The 15555-nt window shown below is 47.6% G+C and carries 10 protein-coding genes; 8 read left to right on the top strand and 2 right to left on the bottom strand.

Annotated features, from left to right (window positions below; translation table 11 throughout):
• The first annotated feature begins 2 nt into the window (after positions 1 to 2).
• The 5 genes from ACN0TT_RS01815 to ACN0TT_RS01795 all read left to right on the top strand — a co-directional run bounded on the left by ACN0TT_RS01815 (position 3) and on the right by ACN0TT_RS01795 (position 7188).
• Complete coding sequence (locus ACN0TT_RS01815; RefSeq protein WP_417760430.1) at positions 3 to 1115, top strand: PilT/PilU family type 4a pilus ATPase; 1113 nt, start codon at positions 3 to 5, stop codon at positions 1113 to 1115.
• 263 nt (positions 1116 to 1378) lie between these two features.
• Entirely contained in the window at positions 1379 to 2476 is a 1098-nt protein-coding gene (locus ACN0TT_RS01810) for a hypothetical protein (RefSeq protein ID WP_417760429.1), read from the top strand.
• Between the two features lie 874 nt (positions 2477 to 3350).
• Positions 3351 to 4640: an NCS2 family permease gene (locus ACN0TT_RS01805; protein ID WP_417760428.1), complete on the top strand. Its 1290-nt coding sequence runs from the start codon at positions 3351 to 3353 to the stop codon at positions 4638 to 4640.
• 170 nt (positions 4641 to 4810) lie between these two features.
• Positions 4811 to 5932: a glutamate 5-kinase gene (gene proB, locus ACN0TT_RS01800; protein WP_417760427.1), complete on the top strand. Its 1122-nt coding sequence runs from the start codon at positions 4811 to 4813 to the stop codon at positions 5930 to 5932.
• A complete protein-coding gene (locus ACN0TT_RS01795; RefSeq protein WP_417760426.1) occupies positions 5929 to 7188 on the top strand; it encodes a glutamate-5-semialdehyde dehydrogenase in 1260 nt (419 codons plus the stop codon). Before proB ends, ACN0TT_RS01795 begins: the two co-directional genes overlap by 4 nt.
• An 81-nt stretch (positions 7189 to 7269) precedes the next feature.
• Here ACN0TT_RS01795 and ybaK read toward each other — a convergent pair whose 3' ends face one another.
• Both ybaK and ACN0TT_RS01785 read right to left on the bottom strand, forming a co-directional pair.
• Complete coding sequence (ybaK, locus tag ACN0TT_RS01790) at positions 7270 to 7749, bottom strand: Cys-tRNA(Pro) deacylase (protein WP_417760425.1); 480 nt, start codon at positions 7747 to 7749, stop codon at positions 7270 to 7272.
• 13 nt (positions 7750 to 7762) lie between these two features.
• On the bottom strand, positions 7763 to 8671 hold the full coding sequence (locus ACN0TT_RS01785; RefSeq protein ID WP_417760424.1) for a DMT family transporter: 909 nt from the start codon (positions 8669 to 8671) through the stop codon (positions 7763 to 7765).
• A 279-nt stretch (positions 8672 to 8950) separates the two neighbouring features.
• Between ACN0TT_RS01785 and dnaK the strand changes: the two genes are divergently transcribed.
• The 3 genes from dnaK to ACN0TT_RS01770 all read left to right on the top strand — a co-directional run bounded on the left by dnaK (position 8951) and on the right by ACN0TT_RS01770 (position 15505).
• Positions 8951 to 10873, top strand: a complete 1923-nt coding sequence (gene dnaK, locus ACN0TT_RS01780; RefSeq protein WP_417760423.1) for a molecular chaperone DnaK — start codon at positions 8951 to 8953, stop codon at positions 10871 to 10873.
• A gap of 93 nt (positions 10874 to 10966) precedes the next feature.
• On the top strand, positions 10967 to 12106 hold the full coding sequence (dnaJ, locus tag ACN0TT_RS01775; RefSeq protein WP_417760422.1) for a molecular chaperone DnaJ: 1140 nt from the start codon (positions 10967 to 10969) through the stop codon (positions 12104 to 12106).
• A gap of 744 nt (positions 12107 to 12850) precedes the next feature.
• Positions 12851 to 15505: a TonB-dependent receptor plug domain-containing protein gene (locus tag ACN0TT_RS01770; protein ID WP_417760421.1), complete on the top strand. Its 2655-nt coding sequence runs from the start codon at positions 12851 to 12853 to the stop codon at positions 15503 to 15505.
• The last annotated feature ends 50 nt before the right edge of the window (positions 15506 to 15555 follow it).

Here is a 15555-nt window from a genome sequence, read left to right as displayed (position 1 = left end):
TGATGGACGTCAGACCTTTTTTAGAGGCGATGGTTGAACGTAAGGCGTCAGATCTATTCATCACCGCTGGGTTTCCGCCTAGCGCGAAAGTAGATGGCTCTTTACGTCCGTTGGCAGAAAACCCTTTTACGCCAGCGCAGGCATTAGAATTTGTTGAATCACTGATGTCGCCTGCGAACAAGCAGGAGTTTCATGAAACCAAAGAGTGCAACTTTGCGATTGGCTCCAAAGGGCTGGGGCGTTTTCGTGTGAGTGCCTTTTGGCAACGTGAGGCGGCGGGCTGTGTGTTACGTCGTATCGAAACCAAAATCCCGACCATGGAAGATCTCAGTTTACCGCCAGTGCTGAAAGACTTAGTGATGTCCAAGCGCGGGCTAGTGATCATGGTGGGGGCTACTGGTACCGGTAAATCGACCTCGTTGGCGGCGATGATTGGCTATCGCAATGCCAATACCAAAGGACACATTCTTACCATTGAAGATCCAGTGGAATTTGTCCATCAGCACAACAAATGCATCATCACCCAGCGGGAAGTTGGGATTGATACGGATTCATTTGATGCGGCACTGAAAAGCTCATTGCGGCAAGCGCCGGACGTGATCCTCATCGGTGAAATCCGTAGCCAAGAAACGATGGAGTTTGCTCTGTCATTTGCTGAAACGGGTCACCTATGTTTGGCAACATTGCACGCCAACAACGCTAACCAAGCGCTTGACCGCATCATGCACTTAGTACCAGAAAGTAAACACGCGCAGTTGCTGTTTGACTTGTCGCTCAACCTACGTGGCATTGTGGCGCAACAGTTGGTGCCTAAGGCGGACGGTAATGGTCGGCGTGCGGCGATTGAAATTCTGATCAATACTCCGCGCGTTGCCAGTGTTATCCAACGGCATGAATTACATCAGCTCAAAGAGGTGATGGCGAAATCCACCGAGCAGGGCATGCGCACCTTTGACCAAGCGCTGTTCCAGCTTTATAAGGACGGCGAAATTAGCTACGCCGATGCATTGCATCATGCTGATTCTCCAAATGATTTGCGTTTGATGATAAAATTGGAGAGCGGCAATGCTGGTTCATCGGGTTCAATGGACGGCATTACGCTGGATATGGACTAGGGAAGGTGTGCTTGAAATGCCGCAGCGCGTCTGATGCAGCTGCATCTGCGACGTTGCTATTTCTTTAAGATAACTCGACATCTTGCGGCAAGCTGAGTCGCTGTATTTGTAGCTTGAATGTCTGCATTAAACACACTCAAGACTAAGACGCATCTTTCTGAGCGGTGGAAACACCACTTTTATTTTTCAATAACAAGGAAAATATCTCATTTCTATTCATAATATTTATAGTTTTGTGACTTATCAGGCTAGGGGAGTAAACAATGAAGCTTAGTACCCGTGTTGGTATCGTATCTCTTTCACTTATGTGTTCATTTTCATCTTTGGCTGTACCTGTAACTGACAAACTCGATATAGGTGGTGCGGTGCGGTTGAACTACGGTTGGAAGGATTATGATGACAACGATAAGTTTGAATTTGAGCTGTTTCGTGTCGATGTAAACTATAAAGATGACAAGCTGCTAGCCTCAGCACAGTACCGTTGGTACAAAGATCAAGAAGTGATCCATCACGCTTGGGCTGGTTATAAATTTTCAGACGAAACCACCGTAAAACTGGGCATTACCTTAGTGCCGTTTGGTTTGCTGGATGTGGCATCACACTCCTTCTGGTTTGGCTCAACTTACTATCTCGGCTTCGAAGATGACTATGATGCAGGGATCCACCTACAACATGAAGCCAATGGTTGGCGCTACGATATCGCCTATTTTGCTAATGACGAATACGGTGATAGCAGCCGCTATGACCGCTACTCATTTGATGTGGCCTATTCCGATGCGCGCCCTTATGAAGAGGCGGGGCAATATAATGCCCGTATCGAACGGTTTATTGAAACCGGCGACGTAAAGCATAAATTAGGGGCTTCATTCCAGTTTAGCGAGTTCGATTATATCGAGGGTGATAATGCCGCTGACGGCAAAGATACTGATGGCTATGCAGCCGCAGTTCATTACCAAGTTGACTGGAATAATTGGCAAGGCCAACTGCAATACATTCACTATGATTACGACATGCCTGATGACCGCATGGCAATGTCAGCGTTTTCTTACCCATTTGAAATTGCTGCCAAGGCGGATGTGTACACAGCTAACGTGTCGCACAGTATGGATGTTGAATGGGGCCCAATCTCAAACATCAACTGCTATAACGATTACTCGATGACGGCAGCATCAGGTGAAGGATTGGATGACTCTATCCAAAACGTCACCGGTTGTATGCTCACAGCGGGTAAGTTCTATACCTATGTTGACTGGATTGCTGGTAAGAACATGTGGTTTGCCAATGGCCCTGGCATCGGTATTGATGATGGTGACAATGGTTGGCACTCCCGCTTAAACATCAATATTGGGTTATATTTCTAGCCCGAGTGTTAGCGCGGCGCAGTAACCAATGTTGAGTTGCTGCATAAAAGGCATGAGAGTCTTGGCTTTCATGCCTTTTTCTATTGGAACTGGATTTACTAAACGATGGGCTATGTTATTGGTTTTACGATAGACAATGATCTAAAACCTACACGAAATATCGTTATTAAATTAACATGTAAATCATCATAACTTATTGATTTAAATGTATATAAGAACTTAATGTAACACCTGAGACTGAAGTTTACATGTAATTAACTTTCATTAATTCATGTATTTTAAAAAAAATAGCGATCGATATTGTAATAATATTTCATTGATGTATTATTAGCACCAATGGTGACGCAAGACATGAGATGTTGTCAGCCGTTACTGGAGTTTGATGGTACTGATGAGAATCCCCAACCTCGACGTACTGTCGGAATTTCTCCCCAACACATGGTTACTTTGGTCGGTGCTATGTGCAATGAAATTCCAGCGCCAGTTGCCTGCTATCTCTACTTGATGTTGGTTGTTGATTTCACTCCGGATCGCAGCTTTCACCTGTAACTGCTTCTTAAGTGGTTGCTTAAAGGTTTTCGATGGACACCAACCCATCAGAATCTGTTTGTGCAAATGGTTATTAAACCCCATGTAATGGGCGTTTTGTTACATCTCTTCACCTGCTCATTGAGCAGGTTTTTTTTTGTCAGTAATTTATCAATTAGTTAGCGCTCACTCAGCGTTAATTGCGTGATCCGTGTCCGGCAGTATGGTGATATTGCTGGAATCTGGCGGACAAGGGCATTTATAATTTGCCGCTGCAAAATAGCTGTGTTAACTAACTGTTACATATAGAACCCTACATTAAACTTATATCAAGGAACCTCGTTCCATGTTGGAAAAACTGTTTAAGCTCTCTGAGCATCAAACGACCCTCAAGCAGGAAGTGTTGGCTGGTTTCACCACCTTTCTGACCATGGCATATATCATTTTCGTTAACCCAGATATTCTGGCTAAAGCTGGTATGGACAAAGGGGCAGTATTTGCTGCTACCTGTATTGCCGCGGCGGTGGGCTGTTTTGTGATGGGGCTGCTAGCCAACTATCCAATCGCGTTGGCGCCTGGGATGGGCTTGAATGCCTTCTTCACCTTCAGTGTCGTGGGGGACATGGGATATAGCTGGGAAACGGCACTGGGTGCGGTATTCCTCTCAGGCTGTTGCTTCCTGATTTTGTCGTTAGTACGTATTCGTGAGTGGATAGTAAACTCCATTCCTATGTCGCTGCGTATGGGCATTGCCGCGGGGATCGGCTTGTTCCTCGCGCTGATTGGTTTGCGAAACGCTGGGATAGTGGTCGATAACTCTGCGACGTTGGTGGGAATGGGCGATCTGCAAGCGTTCCCAGTGGCCATGTCAGCACTGGGTTTCTTTCTAATCGTTGCTTTTGTACAACGTGGCTATAAAGCTGCGGTTATCATGAGCATTTTGACCATTACGCTATTGGGCGTGCTCTTTGGTGGGGTGGAATACAACGGTATCGTTTCGGCTCCTCCATCGTTAGCGCCAACCTTTATGGCGATGGATTTAAGCGGTGTGCTGAATATCAGCATGATCTCCGTTGTATTTGCTTTCCTGTTTGTCGACCTGTTTGACACCTCTGGTACCTTAGTCGCTGTTGCGCACCGCGCTGGGTTGTTGGAGGAAGACGGTCGTTTACCTCGTCTTAAACGAGCGTTAACCGCTGACTCTATCGCGACGATGGCGGGGGCAGCACTGGGTACCTCAACCACGACCAGTTACATTGAAAGTACTGCGGGTGTGAGTGCTGGTGGCCGTACAGGTTTGACTGCTGTTGTGGTGGGCTTACTGTTCCTTGCCGCACTGTTTATCTCGCCATTGACAGACTTGGTGCAACCATACGCGACGGCTGGTACGCTGTTTTATGTTGCTATTTTGATGATGTCGAGCCTATTGCATGTTGAGTGGGATGATTTAACCGAAACCGCACCTATGGTGATTGCTGCCTTGGTGATGCCTTTTACTTACTCTATTGCTAACGGTATTGCACTTGGCTTCATCTCTTATGCCATCATTAAGTTGTTGTGTGGTCGTTTCAAAGATTTGAATATCGGTATTATCGTTATCGCGTTGCTGTTCTTAGGTAAAATATTGTTTATGTAACAAAAGCGCAGTTTAAAAAGGTCATCCTAAGTGATGGCCTTTTTTTATGGAGGATTTTTGATAGATAAGCAGAAATCTTTGATTAGTGACTAATCGTTGCTAGGCAAAGTTGGCGCTATTCGGTATAAGAGAAGACTTCCTGTGTCATTTTCAGCGTTGTGTTGATGTAAATGGATATATCCAGCAAAACCCGTTATCGCCGGGTCGTGGTAAAACTTGGTACTAGCGTGCTTACCTCGGGCAGTAAAAAATTAGATAAAGCGCATATGGTGGAATTGTCGCGCCAGATGGCGGCACTGATGCGTGATGGGATTGAAGTGGTGCTGTGTACCTCTGGTGCTATTGCGGCAGGGCGCGAGCACCTGCTGTATCCGCAATTGCCTGACACTATGCCCAATAAGCAGTTGTTAGCTGCGGTAGGGCAAAGCCAACTGATATTAGCGTGGTCGCAACTGTTTAGTATCTATGGTTTGCATGTGGGGCAACTGTTGCTAACCCGTGCAGATCTGCAAGATCGTAAGCGTTACCTCAATGCGCGCGATACGTTACATGCCTTGTTAGCGCAAAATATTATCCCAATCATCAATGAAAACGACGCGGTTGCGACTAGCGAAATCAAAGTGGGGGATAACGATAATTTATCAGCCCGCATTGCCTTGCTATGTGATGCCGATGCCTTGTTGTTACTGACTGACCAAAAAGGGTTGTACGATGCCGACCCTCGCAACAATCCTGATGCTAAGCTCATTGCTGAAGTGACGGGAATTGATGATCACCTGCGCGAAATTGCTGGTGGTTCGGTGTCGGGTTTGGGCACTGGCGGCATGGCAACCAAGTTGGAAGCCGCTGATATTGCTCGCCGTGCTGGTATTGAAGTGATGATCGCTTCCGGCCATCAGCCCGATGTGATTTTAAAACTGATGGCACATGAGAGCGTCGGCACACATTTCAGCGCCATTGAAAATCCGCTCGAAAGCCGCAAACAATGGATTCTTGCTGGCCCGAAAGCCAAAGGCAAAATTGTATTAGATGATGGTGCGGTGCGCGCCGTATCGGAGAAGGGCCGTAGCTTACTTTCTAAAGGGATTGTGGCCGTTGAAGGCAGTTTCGATCGCGGCATGACGGTTGACCTACACGACCAACAAGGGCATCGTTTTGCCAAGGGCATCTGCCGTTACAGCGCCAAAGCGCTACGCATGATCGCTGGTAAACATTCCAGCGAGATTGAAGCGATTTTAGGTTATGACTATGGTGATGCAGTGGTACATCGTAACGACATGGTGGTGTTATGAATGAACAGTATTTACAAACTTTAGGCCAACAAGCCAAACAGGCGAGTTTTGCGTTGGCTAACTTGTCGACTCCGCAAAAGTCGACGTTGCTGAGCACCATTGCTGCGCAGCTAACAGCTGCTGCCGATGAGATTGTAGCGGCCAATGAACAGGACGTTGCTGCGGCTAAAGCTGCTGGGCTGAATCAAGCGATGATCGACCGCTTATTGTTGGATAAGTCGCGCTTGGCTGGTGTGATTGCTGATATCGATAATGTGATCGCATTAGCCGATCCTATCGGCCGTGAGTTTGACTCGCGCCTATTAGATAACGGCATTCGTTTGTGCCGCCGTAGCGTGCCGCTGGGGGTAATCGGGGTGATTTATGAAGCGCGGCCTAATGTTACCGTCGATATTGCTGTGCTGGCATTAAAAACTGGTAATGCGGTGATCCTGCGTGGCGGTAAAGAAACCCTCAACTCCAATCGAGTGCTCGCGAAAGTGATTCGCGCTGCCGTCGCCAGTTGTGGACTGCCAGAAGATGCGGTACAGCTGATTGATAACCCCGAGCGTACTTTGGTGACTGGGCTGCTGAAGCTAGATCAATATGTCGATATGATAGTGCCACGCGGAGGAGATAAGCTGCAGCGCTTGTGTGCCGAACAGGCGACGATTCCGGTGATTTTGGGTGGCATTGGTATCTGTCATCTGTATGTCGACCAAGCGGCGGATCTAGCGCGTTCGACCGATGTCATTATTAACGCCAAGGTGCAGCGGCCGACAGTATGTAATGCCTTAGATACGGTGTTGGTGCATGAAAAAGTGGCGGCTCAATATTTGCCGCTCCTCGCCAACGCACTGATAGAGCAAGGCGTAAAATTAGTCGGTTGTGAGATCACTCGTGGCTTACTTAATGGTTTTGCTGTGGCGGTTGCAGATGATGAAGCGTTTGGCACCGAGTGGCTCAATCTAACCATCGGCATCAAAGTCGTGAGCGATATCGACCAAGCCATCGGCCATATTCGCCAGTTCTCTAGTGGTCACTCCGAAGCCATTTTAACGGATGATATTACCGCAGCGACTCATTTTATGAATGAAGTCAATTCGGCTGCGGTTTATCTCAATGCCAGTACCCGCTTTACTGATGGCGGTCAGTTTGGCTTAGGCGCTGAAGTGGCGGTAAGCACGCAAAAACTGCACGCTCGTGGTCCAATGGGCTTAGATGCGTTAACCACGTATAAATGGTTGGCAGTGGGGGACTACACCGTCAGAAGCTAATTGTATGACGGTGGTCATGAATACAAAAAGCGCGCTGACAGTTGATGCTAGCGCGCTTTTTGCTCTCTATAGGCGGGTCACCTAATCGTCGGTTTTTATCTCTGCAAAACTGCCACGACACAGCGCTGCTAAATCAGCGGCATTTAAACAGATCTCTAAACCACGGCGTCCAGCACTAACATAGATGTTATCGAACGCCTGCGCACTGCTATCAATAATGGTGGGCAGCTGTTTTTTTTGTCCCAGTGGGCTAATGCCGCCCACCAGATAACCAGAGGATTTTTGCGCTAATTGCGGATTCGCCATCACCAGTTTTTTCTGCTTTAGCGCTTTAGCAACAGCTTTTAAGCTCAAATGATAATTCACCGGTACTAAAGCGACTGCGAGCGGATTAGATTTTTCATCGCCGCTGACCAGCAAGGTTTTAAATACTTGATTAGGATTTAACCCCAGTGCGCTGGCCGCTTCCTCACCATAAGAGGGCGCATTTTTATCGTGATGATATTCGTGAACAGTAAAGGCCACTTTCTTTTTGGTGGCTAAATCAATTGCTGGAGTCAAACGTCCATCTCCTCTATAACGCGCGCCGCAGTAGGCGTTTGTCCATATATGGCACAAGTTGTTGCAGTAGTAAGGCGAGCAAAATACAGCTAAGGCCGTAAATGGTCGCGCGCTCAATCGTCTCACCTAAAATGGCGGCAATAAAGCACATCGACATTACCGGTGATAAAAACACTAGATTGCTCACCGTCGCGGTACGTTCGGCGGTTTTGAGTGCCATCAACCACAACACAAAAGTAAAGCCCATTTCAAACAAGCCCACATAAGCCCCAGCTAGTACCGCTTTAACAGTTAACTGTGGCAGTGGTTGGGTTAACACTAATGTAAGCGTAATCAACGGCAATGCCACCAGAAAGCTCAATAGCAAACTCACCACTGGATCGCCTTTATCGCGGGTGTTGATAATCCAATATAAACACCAAAGTAGGGTACTGGTTAGCCCAAGCGCAATGCCTAAGGGATTATCAAAGTGCAGACCAGCGACATTACCGCCGGTGGCAATAATGACTACGCCGGAATAGGCCAGTAGCGCCGCGAGTAGATCACTGCGCCGTAGCTTTTGTTTCAGCATCGGCACGGCCAATAGTGGCAGTAGAATCGCCCAGGTGTAGTTGAGTGATAACGCTTGCTGTGCTGGCAGCAGGTCATAGGCTTTGAATAACACTAGATAATAAAGAAACGGGTTGAGCATACCAGTTTGCAGATAGAGCAGTGGTGTTTGCCGAAACTGTTTGGCAATTAATGGCAGCTTACCTTGTAGCGCCAATATCATCAGCAACACCACGGCGGAGGCAATGGTAGCCACCCATACCAGTTGTAGCGGACTAAAAAAGCTCAGCGCAATTTTGAAGGCGGTGGCCACCGTTGACCAAAGTAATACCGCACCTAAGCCGTAAGCGAGTGCCCAAGAAGATGTTTTCAAAAGATGCTACTCATGTATGAAATGCGACAACATCACGGCATTCGTGGCGTTTACGCTAGTGATTTAGCCTATTTTAGCGGCGCTTTGTCGAAAAAGATCAAAAAAGTACCGATAAAGTGCAATTTTTTTATTTTCTCCCTTGTAATGCCAAATTGCGCCCCCATAAAGGGGTTAAGACGCGATACAGGCGGCAAACAATAGTGCTTGAAAACAGCTTATTCGCCCCTATATCCACTAACAGATAATAAATTTAAGTGCGAAGAATTTTCGGAGGACCTCATGGGCAGAATTATTGGTATCGACTTGGGCACAACCAACTCTTGTGTGGCCGTACTGGACGGTGGCAAACCCAAAGTGCTGGAGAATGCTGAGGGCGATCGCACAACTCCTTCTATCATTGCATTTACAGAAGATGAAACCTTGGTAGGTCAGCCTGCAAAACGTCAGGCTGTAACCAACCCACAAAACACCTTCTTTGCAATTAAACGTCTGATCGGTCGTCGCTTCACTGATGATGAAGTTCAACGTGACGTAGACATCATGCCATTCAGCATCGTTAAAGCTGACAATGGCGATGCATGGGTAGAAAGCCGCGGTAAAAAAATGGCACCGCCGCAAGTATCTGCTGAAGTGTTGAAGAAAATGAAGAAAACTGCAGAAGATTACTTAGGTGAGAAAGTCACCGAAGCAGTCATCACAGTTCCTGCATACTTCAACGATTCACAACGTCAAGCTACCAAAGACGCTGGTCGTATTGCTGGTTTAGAAGTTAAACGTATCATCAACGAACCAACTGCAGCAGCACTGGCTTACGGTATCGACAAAAAACAAGGCGATAACGTAGTAGCTGTATACGACTTGGGTGGTGGTACTTTCGATATCTCTATCATTGAAATTGATAGTGCTGATGGCGACCAAACCTTCGAAGTATTGGCAACCAACGGTGATACTCACTTAGGTGGTGAAGACTTCGATAACCGCGTGATCAACTATCTGGCTGATGAATTCAAGAAAGAGCAAGGCTTGGATCTGCGTAAAGACCCACTGGCAATGCAACGTCTGAAAGAAGCGGCAGAAAAAGCCAAGATTGAACTGTCTAGCGCTAGCCAAACTGAAGTGAACCTGCCTTACATCACTGCAGATGCAACAGGTCCTAAACACTTGGTAGTGAAGATCACTCGCGCCAAACTGGAATCTTTGGTTGAAGACTTGATCCAACGTTCACTGGAACCATTGAAAGTTGCTTTGGCTGACGCAGACCTGTCTGTATCAGACATCAACGAAGTGATTCTGGTGGGTGGTCAAACTCGTATGCCTAAAGTACAACAGGCAGTGACTGAGTTCTTCGGTAAAGAGCCACGTAAAGACGTGAACCCTGACGAAGCTGTAGCTGTTGGTGCGGCTATCCAAGGTGGTGTACTGGCTGGTGACGTGAAAGACGTACTGCTGCTGGACGTAACACCACTGTCTCTGGGTATCGAAACCATGGGCAGCGTGATGACCAAGCTGATTGAGAAAAACACGACGATTCCTACTAAAGCGAACCAAGTGTTCTCAACTGCTGACGACAACCAAAGCGCCGTGACCATTCACGTATTGCAAGGTGAGCGTAAGCAAGCTAGCGCCAACAAATCTCTGGGTCAATTCAACTTGGAAGGCATTGAGCCAGCACCACGCGGCATGCCACAGATTGAAGTAACCTTCGACTTGGACGCAGACGGTATTCTGAACGTTTCTGCTACCGATAAGAAAACCGGTAAGAAACAAGCGATCACCATTAAAGCTTCTTCAGGTCTAAGTGACGAAGAAGTTGAACAAATGGTACGTGATGCCGAAGCACACGCTGAAGACGACAAGAAATTTGAAGAATTAGTGACTGCACGTAACCAAGCTGATGGTTTGGTACACGCCACTAAGAAACAGGTTGAAGAAGTTGGCGAAGCATTGCCAAGTGATGAAAAAGCTAAGATTGAAGCGGCAATCAGCAAAGTTGAAGAAGCAACTCGTGGCAGCGATAAAGATGCCATCGAAACTGCCACTCAAGAGCTGATCCAAGCGTCGCAAAAACTGGCTGAAATCGCGCAAGCGAATGCTCAGCAAGCACAAGGTGGCGCAGATACTGCAGGCCAACAAAGTGCTAATGCCGCAGCCGATGATGTCGTTGATGCTGAGTTTGAAGAAGTTAAAGACGACAAAAAATAATCGGGCGTTTATCCCCGGTTAACTACAGGCGGGCGTTAAGGGGAAACCCTAACGCCCGTTCGTACTTGCACCAGTTGAGAAAACGTAGAGATTATGTCAAAGCGAGATTATTACGAAGTATTGGGCGTCGGCCGCGACGCTAGCGAACGGGATATCAAGAAGGCGTACAAACGTCTGGCGATGAAATTTCACCCGGATCGCAACCCTGGCGACAAAGAAGCCGAAGCCAAATTTAAAGAAGTCAAAGAAGCGTATGAGATTCTGACTGATGAGCAGAAGAAAGCCGCTTATGACCAATACGGTCACTCAGCCTTTGAGCAAGGCGGTATGGGCGGTGGCGGCTTCGGTGGCGGTGGTGCTGATTTCAGCGACATCTTCGGCGATGTCTTCGGGGATATCTTCGGTGGTGGTCGTCGTGGCGGCGGTCAACGTCAAGCTGCTCGTGGCTCAGACTTGCGCTACAACTTGGAGTTGTCTTTAGAAGAAGCTGTGCGTGGCGTTAGCCGCGAATTGCGTATTCCAACCTTAGCAACGTGTGATGTGTGTAGTGGCTCAGGCGCCAAAAAAGGTACCTCGGCAACCACTTGTGGCACTTGTCACGGTGCCGGCCAAGTGCAGATGCGTCAGGGCTTCTTTGCGGTACAGCAAACCTGTCCAACCTGTCATGGTCGCGGCAAAATCATCAAGGACCCATGTAACAAATGTCATGGCGATGGTCGTGTAGAGAAGAGTAAAACTCTTAACGTTAAAATCCCAGCGGGTGTCGATACCGGTGACCGTATCCGTTTAGCTGGTGAAGGTGAAGCGGGTGAATTTGGCGCACCAGCTGGTGATTTGTATGTGCAGGTGACTGTGCGTGAGCACCCAATCTTTGTGCGTGACGGTAATAATTTGTACTGTGAAGTCCCTATTTCATTCGCTAAAGCAGCGCTAGGCGGTGAAATTGAAGTGCCGACATTGGATGGCAAAGTTAATCTGAAGATCCCTGCTGAAACCCAAACCGGTAGAATGTTCCGCTTGCGTGGTAAAGGTGTGAAATCAGTACGTAGCAGTGCTATAGGTGATTTGCTATGTAAGGTTGTACTGGAAACACCGGTTAACTTGTCTGACAAGCAGAAAGAGTTGTTGCAAGAATTTGAAGCCACGCTCAGTGGTGAAGCACGTAAACATAGCCCGAAAGCTGAAGGCTGGTTTGATGGTGTGAAGAAGTTCTTTCAAGATCTGAAAAGCTAGTTAACAGACGATTTAAATTTAAAAGCCCACATTTAGCGTAATGCCGTTCACATAGAGTGAACGGCATTTTTCTTAGACATAGCGCCATCAGATTTTGAGCTTGTCAGTGAGTTCGTCAAGCGATCGGTTTTAACTGAACGGTGTTACGCGTTTTGCGGGCTTTTTATGGCGAAAATCCAGCCTAATGCTGAGTAGTTGTAATTGATTATCTGCCATTATCACCGCCTTTGTTTTGCATGATGACGCCATTTCTTGCTGTTTTAAGCGAATAATTATCAGTGTCAACGTTGTTTTTATGTTGTTTCATTATGGTGCGTCTCGCGTGTTTTTGGTGCGATTTTGCTTAATAATACAGCAGGTATTTGCTGTCCGTGTACCGTTGAGCTATCACTTCACTACTTTGGTACTCGCTTATTTTCTGAATAAAATTTATTCATACTTAGCTCACTCAATTCCCCGTGTTTATTGACCTATATCAACTATTCCCCCCACTTTATTAGCATCTATTTGTTACTTAATGTTGCTTAAATGTTTATTTGTTAGCGATTTGGGCACGTTATTTGAAATCCCTTTTTTACCGTTACATGAATTTTGTATGAAAACCGCACCAGATTGGATTAGCCAAATCACAGCAATACGGTTTAGCCATACAACTCACGCAACGTACTTTCGGGATCAGTTTGCGGTTAGTGCCAGCGATGGCGGTGATAAGCATTTCAAAAAAATAAAATGGAAGGGGTTGGTATGATCAAAGAGAAGTTACTCAGTCGTTCTATCAAAAAAGCGCTGCCATATGCCATTGCGTTGTCATATGCCTCTGTCGTCTTTGTTGGCCAAGCGCGTGCCGAAGAGGAAGATGAAGCGCTTGAGTCTGCTCTGGCTGCGGCTGCAGCAGGCAAAATTGAGAAAATGGTGGTTACCGGTTCTCGCGGTGCTGCACGCTCAGTGAAAGATTCTCCTGTGCCCGTGGATGTTATTGCCGACGACGAGTTGAAGTCGGTGAGCTTCTCCGATACCAATGATATTTTGAAAACACTGGTGCCATCATTTTCGGTAACGCGTGAACCGCTATCTGATGGCGCAACCTTCATTCGTCCTGCGACTTTGCGTGGCATGGACACTGACAAAACCTTGGTGCTGGTCAACGGCAAACGTCGTCACCGCGCTGCATTGGTACAAATTGGCGGTTCGGGCAGCCAAGGGCCAGATATTTCCACAATCCCTTCATCAGCGCTCAAAACCGTAGAAGTGCTGCGTGACGGCGCTGCGGCGCAGTATGGTTCTGATGCGATTGCTGGGGTGATTAACTTCCAGCTGAAAGATAACAGCGACGGTGGCTCATTCAGCGCTGACTGGGGGCAATTCTACGAAGGGGATGGCGAGGCGTTCACCCTGAGCGGTAACAAAGGTTTTGCCTTAGGTGAAAACGGTTTCTTTAGCATCTCAGCAGAATATACCGACTCCGATCCGACTGTACGAGCACAGCAATATTGTGAAGACTATTTCTGTGTGACGGACCCGAGCACCTATCCCGCGGAAGGGTTTGGCAGCTACGACGATTATGTGCAGCACTGGCAATCAGCGTCGATGACGAGCAAGAAGTACGTACAACCCTGGGGACAGCCGAGTTCCGACTCGACGGCTATTTTCTATAACGCGGGATATACCTTCAGCGATGCGCTGGAGCTGTATTCTTTCGGTAGTTATACCGACAAGTCAGCTAGCGGTTTGTTCTACTACCGCTATCCAGGCAACGGCACCATCGAGAATATCCGTTTAGAAGATGGCTCAACGTGGAATGCGATGGAGATCTTCCCCGGTGGCTTTACGCCGCAGTTCTCGGGCGATATTACCGATTACTCTGGGGTCATAGGTGCCCAAGGTATGCTAGACAATGGCCTGAGCTATGACATCAGCGGCCGTTATGGTTCAGACAAAATCGAATACACTATGGCAAACACCATCAACCCATCAATGGGTGATGCTACGCCAACCTTGTTCCACCCCGGTGCACTGATCAACAAAGAGAAACAAGTTCAGGCAGACTTCACCATGGATTTCAACGTGGGCGCCTTTGCTAGCCCACTGTTGTTTGCCTTTGGTGCCAGCTACATGGATGAATCCTACGAACTGGAAGGTGGTGATGAAGCTTCATATGAAGCTGGCCCTTATTCTGCCATCGACCCATGGGGCTTCTGTAACGCTGACGGCAGCGCCACAGCGGCTGGTTTGGGGGTGATTGGTAACGGCTCAACACTTAACTGTGCTGACCCAGATGATCCGGTTTATCAAGTGCTAGGTGTTGGTTCTAACGGCTTTCCGGGTTACTCACCGATGTATAGCGGTAAATACTCGCGTGACTCCTACGCCGCCTATGTGGATTTCAGCGCGGATGTGACCGACAAACTGTTCTTGCAAACCGCTTTCCGTTGGGAAGATTATTCAGACTTCGGCTCTGAGTTGGTGGGTAAAATAGCGGGTAACTATCGTCTAACAGATCGATTCGGTGTCCGTGCATCTTACGGTACGGGTTTCCGTGCACCAACACCGGGACAACAAGGTACTACTAACGTATCAACCCGTATCACTGGTGGTATGCCGGTTGCAACAGGGTTATTCCCTGCTGGCGGACCAATTGCTGGTGCTTTGGGGGCTGATCCGCTTAAGCCTGAAAAGTCTACTAACTACACCTTAGGTTTTACTGCTGACTTTGAAAGCGGCTTGGGTATGACCTTGGACTTCTACCGCATCGATCTGAAAGACCGTATGTATGCGATCTCCACCATGGATGTGAGTTCCACCCCTGGTGCTTCGGGTTACGATAACTATCTGGCGCTGTCTAACGCAGGTGTGTCAGGTGCTGAGTCTATCGGTGGCGTGTTCTACTTCCAAAACATGTTTGATACGCGCACCACTGGGATGGATTTCGTGACTAACTATGGCTTCGATAACGCCATGGGTTATACCTCGTTTACCTTGTCGGCTAACTACAACAAGCAAGAGATCACTGACGATAAAACCGGTGCCTTTAATAACGAAGATGCCTTCGACTTTGAACACTCTAAACCAAAATGGCGTGGAGTGTTTACGGCCAATCACAGCATCGGTGACTTCACTGTTATCGCCCGTGCTAACTACTACGGCTCTTACGAAAACTCTGACGGTGAAGATGCCGAAGTGCTGGATAAACAGAAATTTGGTGATGAAGTGCTGGTTGACCTTGAAGTGTCTTATCAGCTGACCGAGGTTATCAAGTTAACTGCCGGTGCGCGCAATATCTTCGATACCTATCCAGATAAAGGGCTGTTTGAAACCGGTCAAGGTCGTATCTATCGTGATGATTCAGTGGTGGATTGGAACGGTGGTTACTACTTCACGCGGATCTCAATGGAGTTCTAAACATCCGCAGTTATGAACAACAAGGCCATTCATCTGAATGGCCTTGTTGT

It is taken from the genome of Shewanella sp. (assembly GCF_048265805.1).
Lineage (GTDB): Bacteria > Pseudomonadota > Gammaproteobacteria > Enterobacterales > Shewanellaceae > Shewanella.
The sequence above is the reverse complement of the archived record's forward strand: the minus strand, read 5'-3'. Positions and strand labels throughout refer to the sequence as shown.